Genomic DNA, 17,806 nt, shown 5'->3' with positions numbered 1-17,806 from the left:
GTGATGATGAAAAATTTAATTTCTCAAGCTCAGGTTTGGTGGAGCAGCATCTCGCAGCGTGAGCAGCGTTTGGTCATGGGATGTGGCGCTATTGCCGTTATCGGTATTATTTATTGGGGTTTATTACAACCAATGAGTCAACGTGCGGAGCTAGCTCAGTCACGTATTCAAAGTGAAAAGCAGTTGCTAGCTTGGGTACAAGATAAAGCGGATGGCATCACTGCACTGCGAAAAAGCAGCGGTGTGAGCTACTCTAGTCAACCGTTGAATCAGTTGGTTTCTTCTTCAGCTCGTCGTTATAAAGTTGAGTTGATTCGCGTACAACCTCGTAATGAGAGCGTTCAAGTGTGGATCAAACCACTCGCGTTTAATCAACTAGTGGATTGGTTACGTTACTTGAAAGAGCAACAGGGTATTGAAGTCGAATTTTTAGATATCGACCGAACAGAGCAAGCGGGCATGATCGATGTAAACCGCCTTCAGTTTAAGCGAGGTTAAGGTGAAGCGAGCAGTACTTTACGTTGTTATCTTTATCGTCTTTTTTTCAGTCAGTCTTTTAATGGGATTACCAGTCTCTTGGGTGTTACAACAAGCACCAACAGTGAGAGGCCTTGACATTCAAGGAGCCAACGGTTCGGTATGGCAAGGTCAAGCTGCTAGTATTCGTTGGCAGCGCCAGAACCTTGGAGAAGTTAATTGGGATTTCCAATGGTCGAGTCTACTGACAGGTAAAGCTGAGTTTGCTGTGCGCTTTGGTCGTGGTAGTGAAATGGACGTTCGTGGGCGCGGTTTTGTCGGTTATAGCTTAAGTGATGGCCCTTATGCCAAAAACTTAGTTGCCTCGATTCCGGCGGTAAAAGTTGTTGAGCAAGCGCGCCTCCCTGTGCCTGTTGGTGTTGATGGGCAACTTGAGCTGAATATTCGTCATGCGACTTATGCTGCGCCTTGGTGTAAGAACGGTGAAGGCACTTTAGTATGGAATGCCAGTGGTATTCAAAGCCCCGTTGGCAGCTTAGATCTCGGTCCTGTGATTGCCGATATAAACTGTCAGGATAGTGTATTGACGGCAACTGGTGAGCAGAGCAGCAAACAAGTCTCTGCGGCGTTTTCCGCTGAACTGATGCCTAATCAACGGTACTCAACCAAAGCGTGGTTCAAACCTGGTGCAGAGTTCCCATCCAGCATGGGGGAGCAACTGAAATGGTTGGGTAAGCCGAATGCTCAAGGTCAATATGAGTTTAATTACCAAGGGCGCTTCTAACCTATCGTGACAAAATCCAATATCTTAAAAGAGCTGCTATTGTGCAGCTCTTTTTGCTTTTGGATCATCGTAAGCTAAAACCTCTATTCGCTGTACATTCGATCTTGATTGGGAATGAGTGAAAGTTTAAAGCCATGATTTTTAATCGATTTGTTTCTTTTGTTCAGCTTTGCAAGTAATTGGAACATAGCAGGCCAGATACTCTAAGTGCTGTACAGAAGGTCAAAAAGAAAAGGCCACGAAGATATTCGTGGCCTTTCTATTGCTAGAATTTTGTGCTCTAAATTTTACCGATAGGGCGCTTAATCTTTGCGTTGTAAAATCTCATTCCAAGGTAAATCCGCATCACCAAGAACAATAAAATTCGGGTTTTCTAGTGTTTCCCGCTCGTTATATGACAGCGGTTCTAATTGCGTGCTGAGAATACGTCCGCCAGCTTCTTCAACAATGCATTGTGTCGCAGCGGTGTCCCACTCACCTGTTGGACCTAGTCGGAGATAGCAATCTACCGCCCCTTCCGCGACGAGGCATGCTTTCAATGCCGCAGAACCGAGCGGTATTAAGTCGTAATTCCAGGCGCTGCTCATACGGTTAGTAATACGATTGATGTCTTGGCGACGACTAATAGCAATTGCGATGCTTTGCTCTGGCTGTTCGTGTTTGTGTGTATGGATTTTGACGCTGTCCGACATGTCGGGAATTTTCCAGGCGCCTTTGCCATTATAAGCGTAGTAAGTCACGCCAGATACAGGACCGTAAACGACGCCCATGGTTGGTCGATTGTTGTCGACCAACGCAATAATAGTGGCAAAGTCACCACTGCGAGCGATGAATTCTTGAGTACCATCAAGAGGGTCGACTAACCAATAACGTTCCCACTGAGCGCGTTGCTCTAAGCTTATGTCTGCGTCTTCTTCTGACAACACGGGAATGTCAGGCGTCAGATCACTCAAGCGTTCAGTGATGAACTTGTGAGCTGCAATATCTGCACTTGTTACGGGAGTTTCGTCACTTTTGATGTAGGCCTCGTATTGCTTCTTTTCATATATTTCGAGGATCATTTGCCCAGCACTGCGGGCAATCTCGATGACTTGAGGAAGTAGGTGAGATAGATCTTTTGTCATTGGCATAAGTGATAGTCCTTACTCACAGTGTTATTCGGTTCTAATGACCGTTATTGGTTATGCTTGTGAGTGGTGTTTGGTAAGTGTTTCAGTGCCAACATTAGCGCTGTGATGCTTCGTGCTTCACAGAAATCCATGTGAGTTAATAACTCTTCGGCTTGCGCAAGTGGCCAACGCACAATTTCCAGTGGTTCAGGCTCATCGCCTTCTTGCTTCTCTGGATAAAGCGCCTGTCCTAAAAATAGAGTCATTTTGCTCGAAAAGTAAGATGGCGCGAGGATAACTTGTTTCAACGGGGTTAACTGATTGCAGCCAAAGCCGATTTCTTCTTTTAACTCTCGATCCGCAGCTTGGTGTGGGGTTTCACCTGGGTCAATCAACCCCTTCGGGAAGCCCAACTCGTAGCGTTCAGTCCCAGCGGCGTATTCACGTACCAGTAATAAATCGCCTTGCTCAGTCACAGGAACCACCATCACCGCATCGCGCCCACTTGGCTTCATGCGTTCATAAGTACGGTGTTCACCATTGGAAAAACGAAGGTCGAGCGCTTCCACGGCAAACAGTTTGGATTTTGCGACCGTTTGGCATGAGAGTATCTCTGGTGGGGTCCGTTTCGACATGGCGCTGGCTCCTTGGTGTCGTTGGCGTTTACGAGATGCGTAAGATTCTTAATATATGAGAACTCCGCCTGAGTTTCTAGCGGATTTTACGGGCAGAACTAAGCATCTCAAGGTTACCTCAGTATCGATACAAAAATGGGAGACCGAAGCCTCCCATTTTCTGACCGTATTCACTCTTAGTAGTAAGAGTGATCACCACGGTCATGTTCTGTTGCATCACGAACAGCGGTGAGTTCACCAACGAATTGGTTTAGCAGTTCTTTCTCGATGCCTTCTTTTAGTGTTACGTCAACCATAGAACAGCCATTACAGCCGCCACCAAATGCAACAATAGCAATGCCGTCTTCAGTGATCTCAACCAAGTTTACGTGACCACCGTGGCCAGCAAGCTGTGGGTTGACTTGAGTTTGGATAACGTATTCAACGCGCTCAACCAGTGGCGCGTCGTCCGCAACTTTACGCATTTTAGCGTTCGGAGCTTTTAGCGTTAGCTGAGAGCCCATTTTATCGGTAACAAAATCGATTTCAGCGTCTTCAAGGAATGGCAGGCTTAGCTCATCCACGTAAGCTGAAAAACCGCTGTAAGGGATTTCAGTGTCGGTCGCTTCTACTGCTTCTGGTGGGCAGTAAGACACGCCACACTCAGCGTTTTGTGTACCTGGGTTCACAACGAAAATACGAATGTTAGTCCCTTCAGGCTGTTGACCTAAAAGGTTAGCGAAATGCGTTTGCGCAGTTTCTGTAATAGTAATATTTGACACGACGAATACCCGAGTAAATTTGTAGGTTACTGCTGCTATTCTACTCTTGTTGACGTATGGGTCTAGTCTTTTTGATGCTAAGGCATGGCGAAGCGATCTAGAGAGAACGAGGAGCAGGTGTTCTGCAGATGCAGTAAATATCGATGCTTTCTACGCCAACTTCAAGTAGTAAATGACATAATTGTCGGACGGTACTGCCTGTGGTGACCACATCATCGACGATGGCAACGTGGGAAGATGGCGGTCGCTTATTGAGAACAAATGCGCCTTTTAGGTTTTGTTCACGGCTCGCTTTAGTATTGCCGCGCTGTGATTGGGCGAGTCTGACCCGGCGAAAGACCTTCGCGTCGAAATTGGTTTTCAATTGCTGGGCGAGGTGTCGGGCTAAAACATCACTTTGATTAAATCCCCGGCGTAGGTAGCGCTGCCAGTGCAATGGTACACTGGTAATGATTGGAGCTGGTGTTGTAATGTGCTGCGCCAGTTGCTGGGTTAGTGCTTTTACATGCCAAGACTCTCCGTGATCTTTAAAGCGTTGTACTTCCCGTGAAAGGGGAAAGTCGTAATCGCCTAACGTATATAGTCTTTGCCATGGCGGTGGTTCTGAAAGGCATTCACCACAAATACTATCCGTACTCATTTCTTCTTTCTGTAACGTTAAACCGCAACGTTGGCATCGCTTGATTGGAGTTAGGTGTTGTAAACAGTGCTCACACCAACGCAGAGCATGCGTGTGGTTTGGTGTTTGAATCGGGAACCGACACAGACCGCATTGACTGCTCAACACGCGATGCATGATGTTTTGCCAGTGATGAGATAACATAGCGCTTATTCATGGTGATATTTTACTCAGCCTAACGCTTGGCTGATGGCGTAGGGAATAAAATAAGTGGGAGAGATTGAGAGCATGAGCACGAAATTACATTGGCAGTCGTTTGGTGAAGGACCTGATCTGGTGTTGTTACATGGTTGGGGTATGAATGGCGCGGTTTGGCAGCAAACCGTCGAATCACTTCAAACCGATTTCCGTGTTCATGTTGTTGACCTTCCGGGCTATGGACACAGTGCCGAGCATCATGGTGAAGATTTAGACCATATTGCTAACTTGGTCGCGCAAAGTGCGCCAAAGAAAGCGATTTGGCTTGGTTGGTCCCTCGGAGGTTTAGTGGCGACGCATGTGGCGTTAAATATGCCCGAGCGTGTGGCTAAGTTGATTACGGTTGCCAGTTCACCAAAATTTGCCGCAGAAAAACCGTGGCGCGGCATTCAACCGAATGTACTGAGCGCGTTCACCTCTCAGTTGTTAGAAGATTTTTCACTGACCATTGAGCGCTTTATGGCGTTGCAAGCGATGGGCAGTCCATCTGCACGCAAAGATGTGAAACAACTCAAGCAAGCGGTACTGTCGCGCCCTCAGCCAAACCCTGAGTCGCTGTTGGTTGGACTAAACATCCTTGCTGATGTGGATCTGCGCGATGCGTTGACGTCTCTTTCTGTACCAATGCTGCGTCTTTATGGTCGTTTGGATGGATTGGTGCCGATTAAAGTGGCGAATGATTTAAGTGAACTGTTACCTCATACCCAGCAGTTTGTTTTCAATCAGTCCTCTCATGCGCCCTTTATGACCGAACATGACGAGTTTTGTGCCCAAATTCGAGAGTTTGCTCACGATTAATCAAATACGAGCGGAAAAAGCTCAAGCTGTTCAAAAAGTGGTCGACATAAAGGTTGGTGAGGTTTTATTAGCCAATAAAGCTAAGCCATATTGACGAGTTGGGCGACTCTGAGGAGGGTTCGCAATGATTGTGTCACCGACCAACGTAAGTGTGCCACTGATCGCCCCATCCGTGAATGTGCAGACGGAACAAGCAGCTCGCGACAATAAAGTCCGAGAGCCTGTGACGCCAACGGTCGCATTGGCCAAAACCAATGCAGAGCGAAAAGTAAAAGGCGATGACAAGCGCCGACGTCAGTCTTCTTGGGATCCTTCAGAGCATCCTGATTATGACATGGAAACAGAAGTCGACACGCGTTATCAAGAAGAGCCGGAAGATACACTAGAACGGCTTTTTAGTTTGCTTGCGCTCAAGTCGTACAGTGAAGACCAAGGTAAGGGCTACGCAATTCGTTTTCGCTTACCAAAGCGCATTTTGGATGCTGCGATCAATGAAGGATTAATGGAAAAGCGCAGGAAGGTGATCAAGTTTCATTATGGTCATGCAGTCGCTCCCCATACCCCGTCAGAAGTGATAGCAGTATTATGACGACTCAATATCCTACTCAAACAAAAACGCTCCAAGCAGATTGAACTGATTGGAGCGTTTTCTTTTTAGCTATGAAAGCTCGTTAGCGGTGAGCCTAGGCGAGATTACTTTTTCGCTTTAGCAAACGCTGCCGCAAAAGCACCGCCCATTGCACTGTTCGATGAAGACTCATCGCGGCGAGGCTGACGACGTTGTGCTTGGTCATTACGACGCGGTGCGGCTGAAGAGCGTTGGCTTCGGTTATCTTGACCCGGTTCGTCTTTCATACGCATCGATAGACCAATACGCTTACGCTGTACGTCCACTTCCATCACTTTCACTTTTACGATGTCGCCCGCTTTCACCACTTCACGTGGATCCGACACATAACGATCTGTCAGTGCAGAGATGTGTACTAGACCATCTTGGTGAACGCCGATATCGACGAAGGCACCAAAGTTGGCTACGTTCGAGACCACGCCTTCGAGGATCATGCCCGGTTCTAGATCAGAAACTGAATTGACGCCTTCTGCAAACGTAGCGGTCTTGAATTCAGGACGTGGGTCACGACCCGGTTTATCCAGTTCTTTGATGATATCGGTAACCGTTGGGACACCAAAGTGTTCATCGGTATAATCCACAGCGTGTAAGCCTTTAAGGAATGCTGAGTCACCAATCAGTGCCTTGATGTCTTTGCTGTTTTTCTCAGCAATTGCTTTGACTACTGGGTACGCTTCCGGGTGGACTGCTGAAGCATCAAGTGGGTTCTTGCCGTCCATAATACGTAGGAAGCCCGCACACTGTTCGAACGCTTTAGGACCCAAGCGAGGTACTTTCTTTAACGTCGTACGTGCTTCGAAGCGGCCATTTTCGTCGCGGAAGTCGACAATGTTCTGCGCGATGGTGCTTGATAAGCCTGCTACGCGCGTTAATAGTGCGGCAGAAGCCGTGTTCACATCAACGCCAACCGCGTTTACACAGTCTTCCACAATCGCATCTAGGCGTTTTGCCAACATAGATTGGCTCACATCGTGCTGGTATTGACCCACACCGATCGATTTCGGATCGATTTTCACGAGCTCAGCCAATGGATCTTGCAAACGACGCGCAATCGACACTGCACCACGCAGTGATACGTCCATATTCGGGAACTCTTTCGCTGCGAGTTCAGAGGCCGAGTACACTGATGCGCCTGCTTCGCTGACGATGATTTTCTGAACTTTTAGGTTGCCGCGTTTGATTACGTCTGCGACAAAGCTATCGGTTTCACGAGAAGCCGTGCCGTTACCAATCGCAATTAAATCCACGTTGTACTTACGCACTAACTGGTCAACGATTTGCGCTGATTTGTCGTATTGTTTTTGCGGAGGGTGAGGGTAGATGGTTTCCGTAGCCAGAACTTTACCCGTTGAATCGACAACCGCGATTTTTGAACCGGTACGCAGACCAGGATCGAGACCAAGTGTTGCACGAGGACCTGCTGGCGCCGCCATTAACAAATCTTTTAGGTTAGTCGCAAATACTTCAATCGCTTCAATTTCAGCACGCTCTTTCATTGCGCCCATTAGCTCGGTTTCCATGTGCATCGATACTTTGATGCGCCATGCCCAGCTGATCACTTGTTTGCGCCATGCATCTGCTGGTGCGCTACTTAACGTCACGCCATAATGGTCGGCAATGATGGTTTCACAGTAAGATTGGCGAGCACCTTCTTCCTGCTCTGGATCAGCGTTCATGGCTAAAGTTAGGAAGCCTTCATTGCGGCCGCGCAACATCGCAAGTGCACGGTGAGAAGGGACTTTGCTCAGCGGTTCGTTGTGATTGAAGTAATCTTTGAACTTCTCACCTTCTTGCTCTTTTCCTTCAACGACTCGTGAGACAAGTTCCGCATTACGATTTAAGTGGTTACGGATTTTTTCCAGTAAGTTTGCGTCTTCAGCAATGCGTTCCATGATGATCGCACGGGCACCGTCTAGGGCGGCTTTGGTATCTGTGATGCCTTTGTCGGCATCAAGATATTTACTTGCTTCGCTTTCTGGCTCGGTTTGCGGATGATTCCACAGCATGTCAGCTAGCGGTTCTAGGCCGGCTTCAATGGCGATTTGGCCTTTAGTGCGGCGTTTAGGTTTGTAAGGTAAGTAAAGGTCTTCAAGACGAGTCTTGCTATCGGCTTGAATAATTTCTTGCTCAAGCTCAGGCGTCAGTTTGCCTTGCTCTTGGATCGATTTGAGAATGGTTTGACGGCGGTCATCCATTTCACGAAGGTAAGACAGACGGCTGTCCAGAGTACGCAGTTGGGTATCATCAAGGCCACCCGTCACCTCTTTGCGGTAACGTGCAATAAAAGGGACGGTGTTACCGTCATCAATTAGGGTGACAGCGGCGTTGACTTGCTCAGGGCGAACATTCAGTTCTTGAGCAATCATACGACAGATAGCTTGGCTCATCCGTGTTTTCTCTTTCAATTCGGTTTGGGTTGTATAGAACATTGGGGTCGTTCGAAGAATTTGCAATGTTTTAAATTAACGAGACAAAAATTTACCGGGCGCTGGTGGACACCAGTCAGATTTGTGTCAAAACTGTAATTAAATTGAGAACTTATATCCGCAACTATCGACTAACCTATATCCACGGTTATTGATATAACTAAATGTACCTCGGCTTATACGGATAATCATGATGAAAAAAATGTCTTTGGCGTTAGCGCTTACGAGTGCCTTACTTGTCGCCCCGCTTAGTTGGGCACAATCCATATCAGCAACCACACAAGACCCTGTATATCAGCTTGATGACAAGTTGGTGCTTGGACGAGTGGAGAGCGTTTACTACAGTGATATTCCAGAGCTAAAAGCGGTACCATTTATTGGCAAGATTGATACTGGTGCTGACACCACGTCTATGCATGCAGAGAACATCCATGTCAGTAGCTCTCATCCTGACTACCAGAACTTGAAAGACAACGAGTTGTTGTGGGCGATTGTCGATGATTTAGGTGGGACGAAGGCGAAGTGGGATGCCGATACTTTTAAACCATATCAAGTGAAGGTGAGCTTTACGGTTCCTCATCCTTACACAGGAAAAGAAATACAGATTACCGATGATCTGGAGCGAGTGAGCGCTATTCGTAGTCGAACAAGCAAAAAGCCTATTTTACGCCCGACGATAAAAATGCCGATGACGATTGCAGGCCACACCGTTGATACAGAAGTGAACCTGACCAAGCGCACGCAATTCTCTTCTCCTATCTTGATTGGTAAAACCTATCTCGATAACAATGCGTGGGTATTCGCTGGCTACGACTATCTTCAAGAGCAACCAAGCGCAAAAATGATCGGAAAAAAAGAGACGGTGGAAGTTGAGGGTGTGCCATACAAGATCAGCATCTCAACCACCAGCCGCTACACCAACGTTCACGCACTGGATATCAAGGTTGATAAAAAGAACAATGAAGTTTCTTTCACGCTAGAAGGTGAAAACGGCAAGCGCCACCCAATGACGTTACCTTTGGTACGCATGCTGAAAACCACCAAGAGCGAGCGTCCGTTGGTCTACTTACCAGTGAAAATCGACGAAAACGAAACTCAACGTTGGTTAGTCTATTTGCGTGACCGCAGTAAGTTCAGTTCACAAATTCGCTTGGGTCAGGATGTCGCGAGCCAACACTTTGTGATTGATACCGACAGAGAAAACCTATTGGGCGGTGTTGAAAAAACGTTCAAGAGCGCACTCAAGTCAAAGCCCCTCGTGATTTCACCGGAAGAACAAGTCACCATTGATGGTTATACCGTTCCTGCTTACCCCACGTTTACGGTGAAAACGCCATTATTGCGTGTAAATGGCTTTGAAGTAACAGAAAAAGGTAAGGATGAATCCGTCACGTTTTATTTAATGAACGATGAGGGTAAAGAAGAAAAAATTACCAAGCCTGTGGTGAAAAAACTCAAAGTGGGTAGCACTGTGCGTCCCGTTGTTGATGGCGATTTCCTTTTCGGTAGCAAAGAGACATCAATGGAATTTGCACTCGATGTGCTAGATGAAGACGAGACGCAACCATTTTTCGTTTTTGGTCATGACATCGCCAAAGGCGGTGTGCTGCTGAATACTCGCGCCGACCATTTACTAGATGCAGGACCGCTTTTCAAAGCCGGTCATATCGAAGTGGCTGAAGTGGAAGGGATGTCTTTCCCTGTTAAATTGGACACTGGTGCTGACGTGAGCTCGATTAATGCCAAGGACATCAAGCGCTTTCAAAAAGACGGTAAAGATATGGTGAGCTTTATTTATGAAAACGATCTAGGCATGACCAAGGCGTTTACCCGTGAGGTGGTGGATGTCATGCGTATAACGGCCAAAAAAGGAGAAAAGGCCAACGAACGGCCGGTAGTAGAAATGCACGTTAAACTTGGCGAGTTAGAGAAGAAGATCCGAGTCAATTTGCAAGACCGAGGTCGCTTCCATTACAGCATGATTTTAGGTAAAAACTTCCTAAAACATGGCGCGGTTGTTTCGAGTGATACGAATTACATCGTGACGCAAAAACCAGATTACGAAAAGTAGCACTCTGGCCGCCTTATTATCTTGATACCCAAAGCCCGAACGAAGCCAGTGCTTTGGGTATATCATCTCCTTAATGCTGCTCAAGAGCGGCATTTTTTAGTTGAGATAGGAGTTAACTTGAAAACTAAGCTGATTACCCGTGAAGGTTATAACAAACTCAAACAAGAGCATGATTACCTTTGGAATGAAAAGCGTCCTGAAATCACCAAAATCGTCACTTGGGCGGCGAGCCTGGGCGATCGCTCAGAAAATGCGGATTACACCTTCAATAAACGTCTGCTTCGTCAGATCGACCGTCGTGTTCGATTTCTTCGCAAGTTTCTGCCTGAAGTCACGATCGTTGACTATTCTCCGCAGCAAGAAGGCAAAGTCTTTTTTGGTGCTTGGGTTGAAATAGAAAATGAGGCAGGAGAGGTGAAGAAGTTCCGCATAGTTGGGCCTGAAGAGATTTATGGAGATGCGAAAGACTACATCTCTATCGATTCACCTATGGCGCGAGCGATGTTGAAAAAACAAGTGGATGAAGAGTTCACGGTGCGAACCCCAGAAGGTGAAAAAGAGTGGTTCATTAACTCGATTGAATACAACAAACCAGCCTTGGAAGACTGAGGCTTTATCACCGATTCAAGTCTCTTGAAGTTCACTAGAAGTGACTTGAGTCTCAACGTCAGCTTATTGGATACAAAGGCATGGTGCCTTTATCGGAGAAGTAAAATGAACAAAGCAGTCATGTGTGGTGCTGCACTAACAATAGGATTCTCACTCTCAGTTTTTGCTCAAGATGAAGTGAAAGGCTGTGACGCCAAAGAGTTAGCGGTAGAACAGCAGCTTGAGTATGCGAAAGCACAAGGTAATGAACATCGAATTAAAGGCTTAGAACAGGCACTTACCGCTATCCAGAATGAATGTTCGGAAGGTGAACTGCGTCAAGAACTGCAAGCGGAAGTGGACGAAAAGGCGCGAGACGTTGAGGAGCGTGAGCAAGAACTAGCGGAAGCGCAGCGCTCAGGGAAAGCAGACAAAATCGAGAAAAAGCGTCACAAATTGGCTGAGGCACAGCAAGAGTTGCTTGAAGCCAAACGTGAACTGGAATGGAATTATGGCCAATAGTAGGTGCTGAAAATACCTGCTAGAGAGAAAATAAAGCGCTTAAGATAAAAAGAGTAACAATTTGCTTGAGCACGTTAGGAAAAACAGTGATACATTTTCGACAATAGATGCTTCTGAAAGGATGTTTCAATGCAAGAAAATCATAAAATTTTAGTGGTTGATGACGATGCTCGTTTACGTGCTCTATTGGAGCGTTACCTTTCTGAGCAAGGTTTTCAGGTCCGAAGTGTCGCCAATGGCGAACAGATGGATCGCCTACTAACGCGCGAAAACTTTCACTTAATGGTGCTGGACCTAATGTTGCCAGGTGAAGACGGTTTGTCGATTTGTCGTCGCCTACGCCATGCAAACAACATGCTGCCAATCTTAATGCTCACCGCGAAAGGTGATGAAGTGGACCGCATTGTGGGTCTGGAAGTGGGGGCGGATGATTATTTGCCAAAACCATTTAACCCACGTGAATTACTCGCTCGTATTAAAGCCGTACTACGCCGTCAAACCGTAGAGTTGCCGGGCGCGCCAAGCACCGAAGAAAAAGTAGTGGAGTTTGGTGAGTTCCGACTCAATCTAGGCACTCGCGAGATGTTCCGCGGTGACGAGGCAATGCCACTCACCTCAGGAGAGTTTGCTGTCCTGAAAGCGCTCGTGACGAATGCGCGAGAGCCGATGTCACGAGACAAATTGATGAACATGGCACGTGGCCGTGAATATTCTGCGATGGAACGTTCTATTGACGTGCAAATCTCACGTTTGCGTCGCATGTTAGAAGATGATCCAAGCAAGCCACGCTACATTCAAACCGTGTGGGGCTTAGGTTACGTTTTCGTCCCAGACGGTAAAGAGGTGTAATCTCCTCACTCCATAGCCAGCACTTGGCTATAGCAACTTCAGCCTTCAAACCCTTTCCTTCGAAGGCTGAAATTTCGCGATTAGGACCACCAGGAACGTTCCATGCGCATCCGAAGTTCACTGACACAATCTATTCTGCTGTTCATCTCTTTGCTTCTCGCTAGCCAAGTTTTCTCTTACTACGCCGTTTTTAACTACGCGTTGATGCCGAGTTTGCAGCAGTTCAATAAAATTCTCGCCCATGAGCTCAATTTGGTGCTTGATGATGAAGGGCCATTAAAATCTGATGCACCGCTGAGACGTCAATTATTAGAAAGGCTGGGGGTGACAGTTCACAGCCTCGACAGCGATAAAGCGGTTGAATTTCATCACGCGATGTCGATTGATTTGATGTCTGAAGAAATGAGCCAAGAGCTAGGTTCGCCCACCGAAGTGCGCTTATTGCTTGGCGATGAAAGTTACATCTTGTGGATGCACATCGAAAAGTTGCCGAACTCCATCATTCGTATTCCTTTATCTGAGCTGCAAGAAGAAGATTTTGCACCGCTGTTTCGTAACAGCTTGATTATGGCGCTGCTGATCATTGCTGGTGGTTGGTTGTTTATTCGTTTACAAAACCGCCCACTTTTGGCTTTAGAGAGAGCCGCTAAAGACGTCGGTCGAGGTGAAATCCCGCCACCGTTGGCAGAAAAAGGCGCATCGGAAATTCGCTCTGTAACCCGAGCGTTTAATCAAATGTCCAAAGGCATTCAGGAGCTCGAAGAAGATCGCGCCCTATTAATGGCGGGGATTAGCCATGACTTGCGAACACCGCTGACGCGCATTCGCTTAGCGACAGAAATGATGTCTCCCGAGGACAGCTACCTTGCTGAAGGGATCATTAGCGATACGGAAGAGTGTAATGAGATCATTAGTCAGTTTATGGACTACCTCAAACCGGTGAACAAAGAATCGTTTGAACCTGTGGATATCAGTACGATTGCCAGTGATGTCGCCAGTTCGGAAGGTGGTTATGAGGCTGAAATTGAAACGGATCTTAATCCTAACCTGCCACCAGCCAAAGGAAGCGCCATTGCGATTAAACGGGCGATCAGTAATTTAGTTGTCAATGCACTGCGTTACGGCAATGGCTGGGTCAAAATCAGTACCGGTGTGACAGCAGATAAGCAGCTAGTGTGGATATCGGTAGAAGACAACGGACCGGGTATCGAGCATTCTCAAATCGCAAAATTATTTGAACCCTTTACGCGTGGTGATACAGCTCGCGGCAGTGAAGGTACAGGGCTTGGGCTGGCGATAGTGAAGCGTATAATCAGCCAGCACTCAGGCTCTGTGGTGATGCGTAATCGCAGTGAAGGCGGTTTAATCGCTCAAATCAGCTTTCCTACCAAGTAAGTCGGTGACTGTACCATTTAAAACAAAAAGCCCAACCTAAACAGGTTGGGCTTTGCTTTTCTCTACAATCTTATTAAGACTCTTTCACTTCTTGAGGAAGTTCATCTTCGTCTTCCAGTTTCTCTGGCAGAAGTAGGTTTAAAATGATCGCTGTGATACCACCTGCAGCAACGCCAGTGGAGAAAATACTTTTAATAAATTCTGGCATGAATTGCAGAATCTCTGGTTTTTGCGCGATACCAAGCCCCATTGAGAAGGATAAGGCCATGATCAGAATTGCGCGGCGATCGAGCTCAACACGAGAGATAATACGCACACCAGCGGCTGCAATCGTACCAAACATGACAATCGTTGCGCCGCCAAGTACTGGCTCAGGAATCAGCTGAACAAAGCTAGCGACACCAGGAAACAAGCCAAGAATCACTAACATGCCAGAAATAAAGTAACCCACGTAACGGCTCGCAACCCCTGTTAGCATAATGATGCCGTTATTCTGGCTAAAGGTGGAGTTCGGGAAACTGTTAAACACGGCTGCGATTGCAGAGTTTAAGCCGTCTGCTAGTACACCCCCCTTAATGCGTTTCATGTACACAGGGCCTTTTACTGGCTCGCCAGACACTTCGGATGTGGCGGTAATATCGCCGATGGCTTCTAGTGCGGTAATAAAGAAAATCAGTACCAGCGGAATGAACAGAGACCAGTCAAACGATAAGCCATATTGCATTGGTACGGGCAGTGCTACGATCTCGGTTGTGCCTAGCTGAGAAGTATCTACCATTCCCATAAAATACGCCATGATGTAGCCTACCAGCATCGCAATCACAATCGAAGCCACACGGATGTATGGGTTTTTCGAGCGGTTTAATATCACAATTAAGCCAAGTACCGTTCCAGCGAGCGCCAGTTTGTCTAAGCTGCCGAATGTGCCTTCATTTAATGCTGCGTAGCCACCGCCCATTGATACTAAGCCGACCTGAATCAGTGTGAGACCGATAAGAGTGACGACAATGCCTGAAACGAGCGGAGTGATAATGCGACGGGCATGCTCTAATACGCGAGATAGGAAAATCTCTGCAAATGATGCCACTAAAATCGTACCAAAAATGGCTGCCATCATGGTGCTGATGTCTGCTCCACCTGCTTTCAGCGATAGGCCTGCACCAATAATAGGACCTAAAAAGTTAAAGCTGGTGCCTTGAACAGAGAGTAAACCAGAGCCAATTGGGCCAAAGGTGCGAATTTGAATAAACGAAGACACGCCTGACGCAAATAAAGACATGCTGATGATGGTATTCGTTTGGTCTGCTGGTACACCCAAAGACTGACAGATGATCAGTGACGGAGTGATAACCGCGACGAACATCGCCAATAAGTGCTGAAGTGCGGCAAAAATGGTTTGAGGCAAAGGTGGTCGATCATTGAGTTGATAAACCAGTTCCGAAGATCGGTTTGAAGTTGTCATTGTTTGTCTCGCTAGTCGCAATATATTCCCAGATCTCGCTGAATGGGAGAGCAGGGTGGAGTTGACGTCGTTACCTGTGATTGCTGTTAATCAGAGTCAACTCAGGTTGGTGGAGTGTGATTCAACACACTTAAAAAATTTGTGCGCGATTATAGAGAGATTTATCTAAAAAGCAAACGATTGCTTTGGTTTTTAGCGTATTAAAAAACGAGCCATTTGGCTCGCTTTCAATCATTACGCTTTGGAGTAAATATCCCGCTCACCCAACCAGCGATCGATAATCGCTGTTGCGTTAGTCGGGTAATTGTCATGAATATGACGCGCAATACGCTGAACTTCGGGAATCAGACGTTGATCTCGAACTAAGTCTGCAATTTTGAAATCAGCAAGACCAGTCTGCTTTGTACCCAAGAGTTCGCCCGGGCCACGAATCTCTAAGTCTTTTTGTGCAATGACGAAACCATCGTTACTTTCACGTAGTACTCCGAGACGTTTTTGCGCGGTTTTTGACAGTGGAGAGTGGTACAGCAGCACACAATGGCTAGCAACGGAGCCTCGGCCCACGCGACCTCTTAGCTGGTGTAATTGTGCCAAACCAAGACGTTCGGGGTTTTCGATGATCATCAAGCTAGAGTTTGGCACGTCTACGCCCACCTCTATCACGGTTGTCGCTACAAGTAGGTGAAGCTTGTTGTCTTTGAAGTCTTGCATCACCGCTTGTTTCTCTGTCGGCTTCATTCGGCCGTGTACTAGACCAATTTTTACGTCCGGTAGCTTACGTTGAAGCTCTTCAGCGGTATCTGCCGCGGCTTGCGCTTCTAATACTTCCGACTCATCAATCAGAGTACACACCCAATATGCCTGCTTACCTTCGTTTAAGCAGGCATTTCGGACACGCTCGACGATGTCGTCACGTTTTGTGTCAGGAATGGCGACGGTTTGAATCGGCGTTCGACCCGGAGGCAGTTCGTCAATCACGGAAGTTTCCAGATCGGCGTAAGCGGTCATCGCTAAGGTGCGAGGAATAGGCGTTGCCGTCATGATCAACTGATGAGGATAAGCGCCTTGCTTTGCACCTTTTTCACGCAATTCTAATCGCTGATGGACACCGAAGCGGTGCTGTTCATCAATGATGACCAAAGCAAGGTGATGAAATTCAACGTGCTCTTGGAATAGCGCGTGAGTACCCACTACCATTTGTGCTTCACCACTGGCAATGCGAGCCAGTTCGGCTTCCTTTGCCTTACCTTTGAGTTTGCCCGCTAACCAACCGACTTGAATGCCCATTGTTTCAAACCAGTTGGCGAAGTTGATCGCGTGTTGCTCAGCCAATAGTTCGGTTGGTGCCATGAGTGCCACCTGATAGCCGTGCTCAATGGCACGAACGGCGGCCAGAGCGGCAACCAACGTCTTCCCCGATCCCACATCACCTTGCACTAGGCGCATCATTGGGTGGGGTTTTTCTAAATCGGTTTCAATCTCTTGTACTACTCGGGTTTGAGCGTTCGTAGGAGAGAAAGGCAGTTGGGCTAAAAGCTGCGTTTTTAGTTTATTGCAAGGGCCGAGAGGTAACGCTGAATCCTTCTGGCCTTTGCTACGCACCGCCAGCATCGATAAGTTTTGTGCGAGCAACTCTTCCATGATCAAGCGGATTTGGGCAGGATGTTTGCCTTCGTCAAACTCATCTAAATTAATGGTTGGTGGTGGGCGATGAATGGTGTGCAGCGCTTGCGACATCGTGATTTGATGGTTATACAGCCCGGCTGGAAGTAATTCCTGCACTGCGGTTTTATCAAGCAGCGCTAAAGCTTGTTCGGTAAGGTTGCGCAATGTGATTTGGCGTAAACCATCTGTAGTGGGATAAACAGGGGTTAAGCTCTGTTCTACATCGGGCTTTTGCTCGCTGACGTAAAACTTGTAGTCAGGATGAACAATTTCCAAGCCCATGCCACCGCGCTTAATTTCACCGTAAGCATGTACTAACTTACCTTGCGTGAAATTGTTCTTCATGGCTGCGGTAAAGTTGAAAAAGCGCAGCGTGATAGTGCCATTACCGTCGCTGATTTTTACCGTTAGCATTTTGCGCTTACCGAAGATGGTGTCGACTGCCATGACCTTGCCTTGCACGGCCGCCCAAAGGCCGGCATGAAGTTTAGCAATAGGATAAATACGGGTACGATCTTCGTAGCGCAGTGGAAGATGAAACAGCAAATTTTGAACGCTATGTAAGCCAACTTTGGCGAGTTTTTCTGCGACTTTCGCGCCAACCCCAGAAAGGGAGGTTAATGGGACGGCAGATAACATTTGGGCGGACATAGAGGGCTCAAGAAAATGGTTAACATAGCAGTATGTTAACCATGGAGCTGTGTTTTTGTACAGGAAAAAATAGTCATGCTTTAGTTAGTGTCATGATTTGACTGATAA

At 47.2% G+C, this 17,806-nt stretch carries 16 protein-coding genes; 9 read left to right on the top strand and 7 right to left on the bottom strand.

Features of this window, described 5'->3' with window-relative positions; genetic code table 11:
* Positions 1 to 6: 6 nt before the first annotated feature.
* Entirely contained in the window at positions 7 to 498 is a 492-nt protein-coding gene (locus D8S93_RS09725) for a type II secretion system protein M (protein ID WP_005383002.1), read from the top strand.
* 1 nt (position 499) lies between these two features.
* A complete protein-coding gene (locus D8S93_RS09720; protein ID WP_017635007.1) occupies positions 500 to 1,261 on the top strand; it encodes a type II secretion system protein N in 762 nt (253 codons plus the stop codon).
* A 302-nt stretch (positions 1,262 to 1,563) separates the two neighbouring features.
* Here D8S93_RS09720 and cysQ read toward each other — a convergent pair whose 3' ends face one another.
* From cysQ to D8S93_RS09700, 4 genes are all read right to left on the bottom strand, one after another.
* Complete coding sequence (cysQ, locus tag D8S93_RS09715; protein WP_152812959.1) at positions 1,564 to 2,391, bottom strand: 3'(2'),5'-bisphosphate nucleotidase CysQ; 828 nt, start codon at positions 2,389 to 2,391, stop codon at positions 1,564 to 1,566.
* A 44-nt stretch (positions 2,392 to 2,435) separates the two neighbouring features.
* On the bottom strand, positions 2,436 to 3,005 hold the full coding sequence (gene nudE, locus D8S93_RS09710) for an ADP compounds hydrolase NudE (protein ID WP_005394971.1): 570 nt from the start codon (positions 3,003 to 3,005) through the stop codon (positions 2,436 to 2,438).
* A 176-nt stretch (positions 3,006 to 3,181) separates the two neighbouring features.
* Positions 3,182 to 3,766 carry a Fe-S biogenesis protein NfuA gene (nfuA, locus tag D8S93_RS09705; RefSeq protein WP_005394968.1) on the bottom strand — a complete coding sequence of 195 codons (585 nt, stop codon included), beginning with the start codon at positions 3,764 to 3,766 and terminating at the stop codon, positions 3,182 to 3,184.
* A 97-nt stretch (positions 3,767 to 3,863) separates the two neighbouring features.
* Entirely contained in the window at positions 3,864 to 4,589 is a 726-nt protein-coding gene (locus D8S93_RS09700) for a ComF family protein (RefSeq protein WP_085343385.1), read from the bottom strand.
* An 84-nt stretch (positions 4,590 to 4,673) separates the two neighbouring features.
* Between D8S93_RS09700 and bioH the strand changes: the two genes are divergently transcribed.
* Both bioH and D8S93_RS09690 read left to right on the top strand, forming a co-directional pair.
* Positions 4,674 to 5,441 carry a pimeloyl-ACP methyl ester esterase BioH gene (gene bioH, locus D8S93_RS09695; RefSeq protein ID WP_085343415.1) on the top strand — a complete coding sequence of 256 codons (768 nt, stop codon included), beginning with the start codon at positions 4,674 to 4,676 and terminating at the stop codon, positions 5,439 to 5,441.
* Positions 5,442 to 5,565: 124 nt separating this feature from the next.
* On the top strand, positions 5,566 to 6,030 hold the full coding sequence (locus D8S93_RS09690) for a hypothetical protein (protein WP_005379316.1): 465 nt from the start codon (positions 5,566 to 5,568) through the stop codon (positions 6,028 to 6,030).
* A 104-nt stretch (positions 6,031 to 6,134) separates the two neighbouring features.
* On the opposite strand, the gene D8S93_RS09685 is transcribed toward D8S93_RS09690, so the two are convergent.
* Complete coding sequence (locus tag D8S93_RS09685) at positions 6,135 to 8,456, bottom strand: Tex family protein (protein ID WP_085343386.1); 2,322 nt, start codon at positions 8,454 to 8,456, stop codon at positions 6,135 to 6,137.
* 229 nt (positions 8,457 to 8,685) lie between these two features.
* Between D8S93_RS09685 and D8S93_RS09680 the strand changes: the two genes are divergently transcribed.
* From D8S93_RS09680 to envZ, 5 genes are all read left to right on the top strand, one after another.
* Positions 8,686 to 10,566 carry an ATP-dependent zinc protease gene (locus tag D8S93_RS09680; RefSeq protein WP_152812955.1) on the top strand — a complete coding sequence of 627 codons (1,881 nt, stop codon included), beginning with the start codon at positions 8,686 to 8,688 and terminating at the stop codon, positions 10,564 to 10,566.
* A gap of 117 nt (positions 10,567 to 10,683) precedes the next feature.
* A complete protein-coding gene (greB, locus tag D8S93_RS09675) occupies positions 10,684 to 11,175 on the top strand; it encodes a transcription elongation factor GreB (protein WP_005394962.1) in 492 nt (163 codons plus the stop codon).
* A gap of 105 nt (positions 11,176 to 11,280) precedes the next feature.
* On the top strand, positions 11,281 to 11,676 hold the full coding sequence (locus D8S93_RS09670) for a DUF1090 domain-containing protein (RefSeq protein ID WP_085343388.1): 396 nt from the start codon (positions 11,281 to 11,283) through the stop codon (positions 11,674 to 11,676).
* A 129-nt stretch (positions 11,677 to 11,805) separates the two neighbouring features.
* A complete protein-coding gene (ompR, locus tag D8S93_RS09665) occupies positions 11,806 to 12,525 on the top strand; it encodes a two-component system response regulator OmpR (RefSeq protein ID WP_005394960.1) in 720 nt (239 codons plus the stop codon).
* Positions 12,526 to 12,627: 102 nt separating this feature from the next.
* Positions 12,628 to 13,920, top strand: coding sequence for a two-component system sensor histidine kinase EnvZ (envZ, locus tag D8S93_RS09660; protein WP_047009400.1), 1,293 nt, complete (start codon positions 12,628 to 12,630; stop codon positions 13,918 to 13,920).
* A gap of 73 nt (positions 13,921 to 13,993) precedes the next feature.
* Here envZ and D8S93_RS09655 read toward each other — a convergent pair whose 3' ends face one another.
* Positions 13,994 to 15,382, bottom strand: coding sequence for a uracil-xanthine permease family protein (locus D8S93_RS09655; protein ID WP_046874138.1), 1,389 nt, complete (start codon positions 15,380 to 15,382; stop codon positions 13,994 to 13,996).
* A 234-nt stretch (positions 15,383 to 15,616) separates the two neighbouring features.
* Positions 15,617 to 17,698 (bottom strand): ATP-dependent DNA helicase RecG, encoded by a 2,082-nt coding sequence (recG, locus tag D8S93_RS09650; RefSeq protein ID WP_152812953.1) that lies wholly within the window; start codon positions 17,696 to 17,698, stop codon positions 15,617 to 15,619.
* Between the last annotated feature and the right edge of the window lie 108 nt (positions 17,699 to 17,806).

Origin of the sequence: Vibrio sp. VGrn 2 (assembly GCF_009361695.1) — a bacterium.
GTDB lineage: Bacteria > Pseudomonadota > Gammaproteobacteria > Enterobacterales > Vibrionaceae > Vibrio > Vibrio diabolicus.
The sequence above is the reverse complement of the archived record's forward strand: the minus strand, read 5'-3'. Positions and strand labels throughout refer to the sequence as shown.

Coding starts and splice junctions, on each gene's coding strand:
- D8S93_RS09725 (WP_005383002.1), top strand. CDS start 7: ATGAAAAATTTAATTTCTCAAGCTCAGGTTTGGTGGAGCAGCATCTCG.
- cysQ (WP_152812959.1), bottom strand. CDS start 2,391: ATGCCAATGACAAAAGATCTATCTCACCTACTTCCTCAAGTCATCGAG.
- nudE (WP_005394971.1), bottom strand. CDS start 3,005: ATGTCGAAACGGACCCCACCAGAGATACTCTCATGCCAAACGGTCGCA.
- D8S93_RS09700 (WP_085343385.1), bottom strand. CDS start 4,589: ATGTTATCTCATCACTGGCAAAACATCATGCATCGCGTGTTGAGCAGT.
- bioH (WP_085343415.1), top strand. CDS start 4,674: ATGAGCACGAAATTACATTGGCAGTCGTTTGGTGAAGGACCTGATCTG.
- D8S93_RS09690 (WP_005379316.1), top strand. CDS start 5,566: ATGATTGTGTCACCGACCAACGTAAGTGTGCCACTGATCGCCCCATCC.
- D8S93_RS09685 (WP_085343386.1), bottom strand. CDS start 8,456: ATGAGCCAAGCTATCTGTCGTATGATTGCTCAAGAACTGAATGTTCGC.
- D8S93_RS09680 (WP_152812955.1), top strand. CDS start 8,686: ATGATGAAAAAAATGTCTTTGGCGTTAGCGCTTACGAGTGCCTTACTT.
- D8S93_RS09670 (WP_085343388.1), top strand. CDS start 11,281: ATGAACAAAGCAGTCATGTGTGGTGCTGCACTAACAATAGGATTCTCA.
- ompR (WP_005394960.1), top strand. CDS start 11,806: ATGCAAGAAAATCATAAAATTTTAGTGGTTGATGACGATGCTCGTTTA.
- envZ (WP_047009400.1), top strand. CDS start 12,628: ATGCGCATCCGAAGTTCACTGACACAATCTATTCTGCTGTTCATCTCT.
- D8S93_RS09655 (WP_046874138.1), bottom strand. CDS start 15,382: ATGACAACTTCAAACCGATCTTCGGAACTGGTTTATCAACTCAATGAT.
- recG (WP_152812953.1), bottom strand. CDS start 17,698: ATGTCCGCCCAAATGTTATCTGCCGTCCCATTAACCTCCCTTTCTGGG.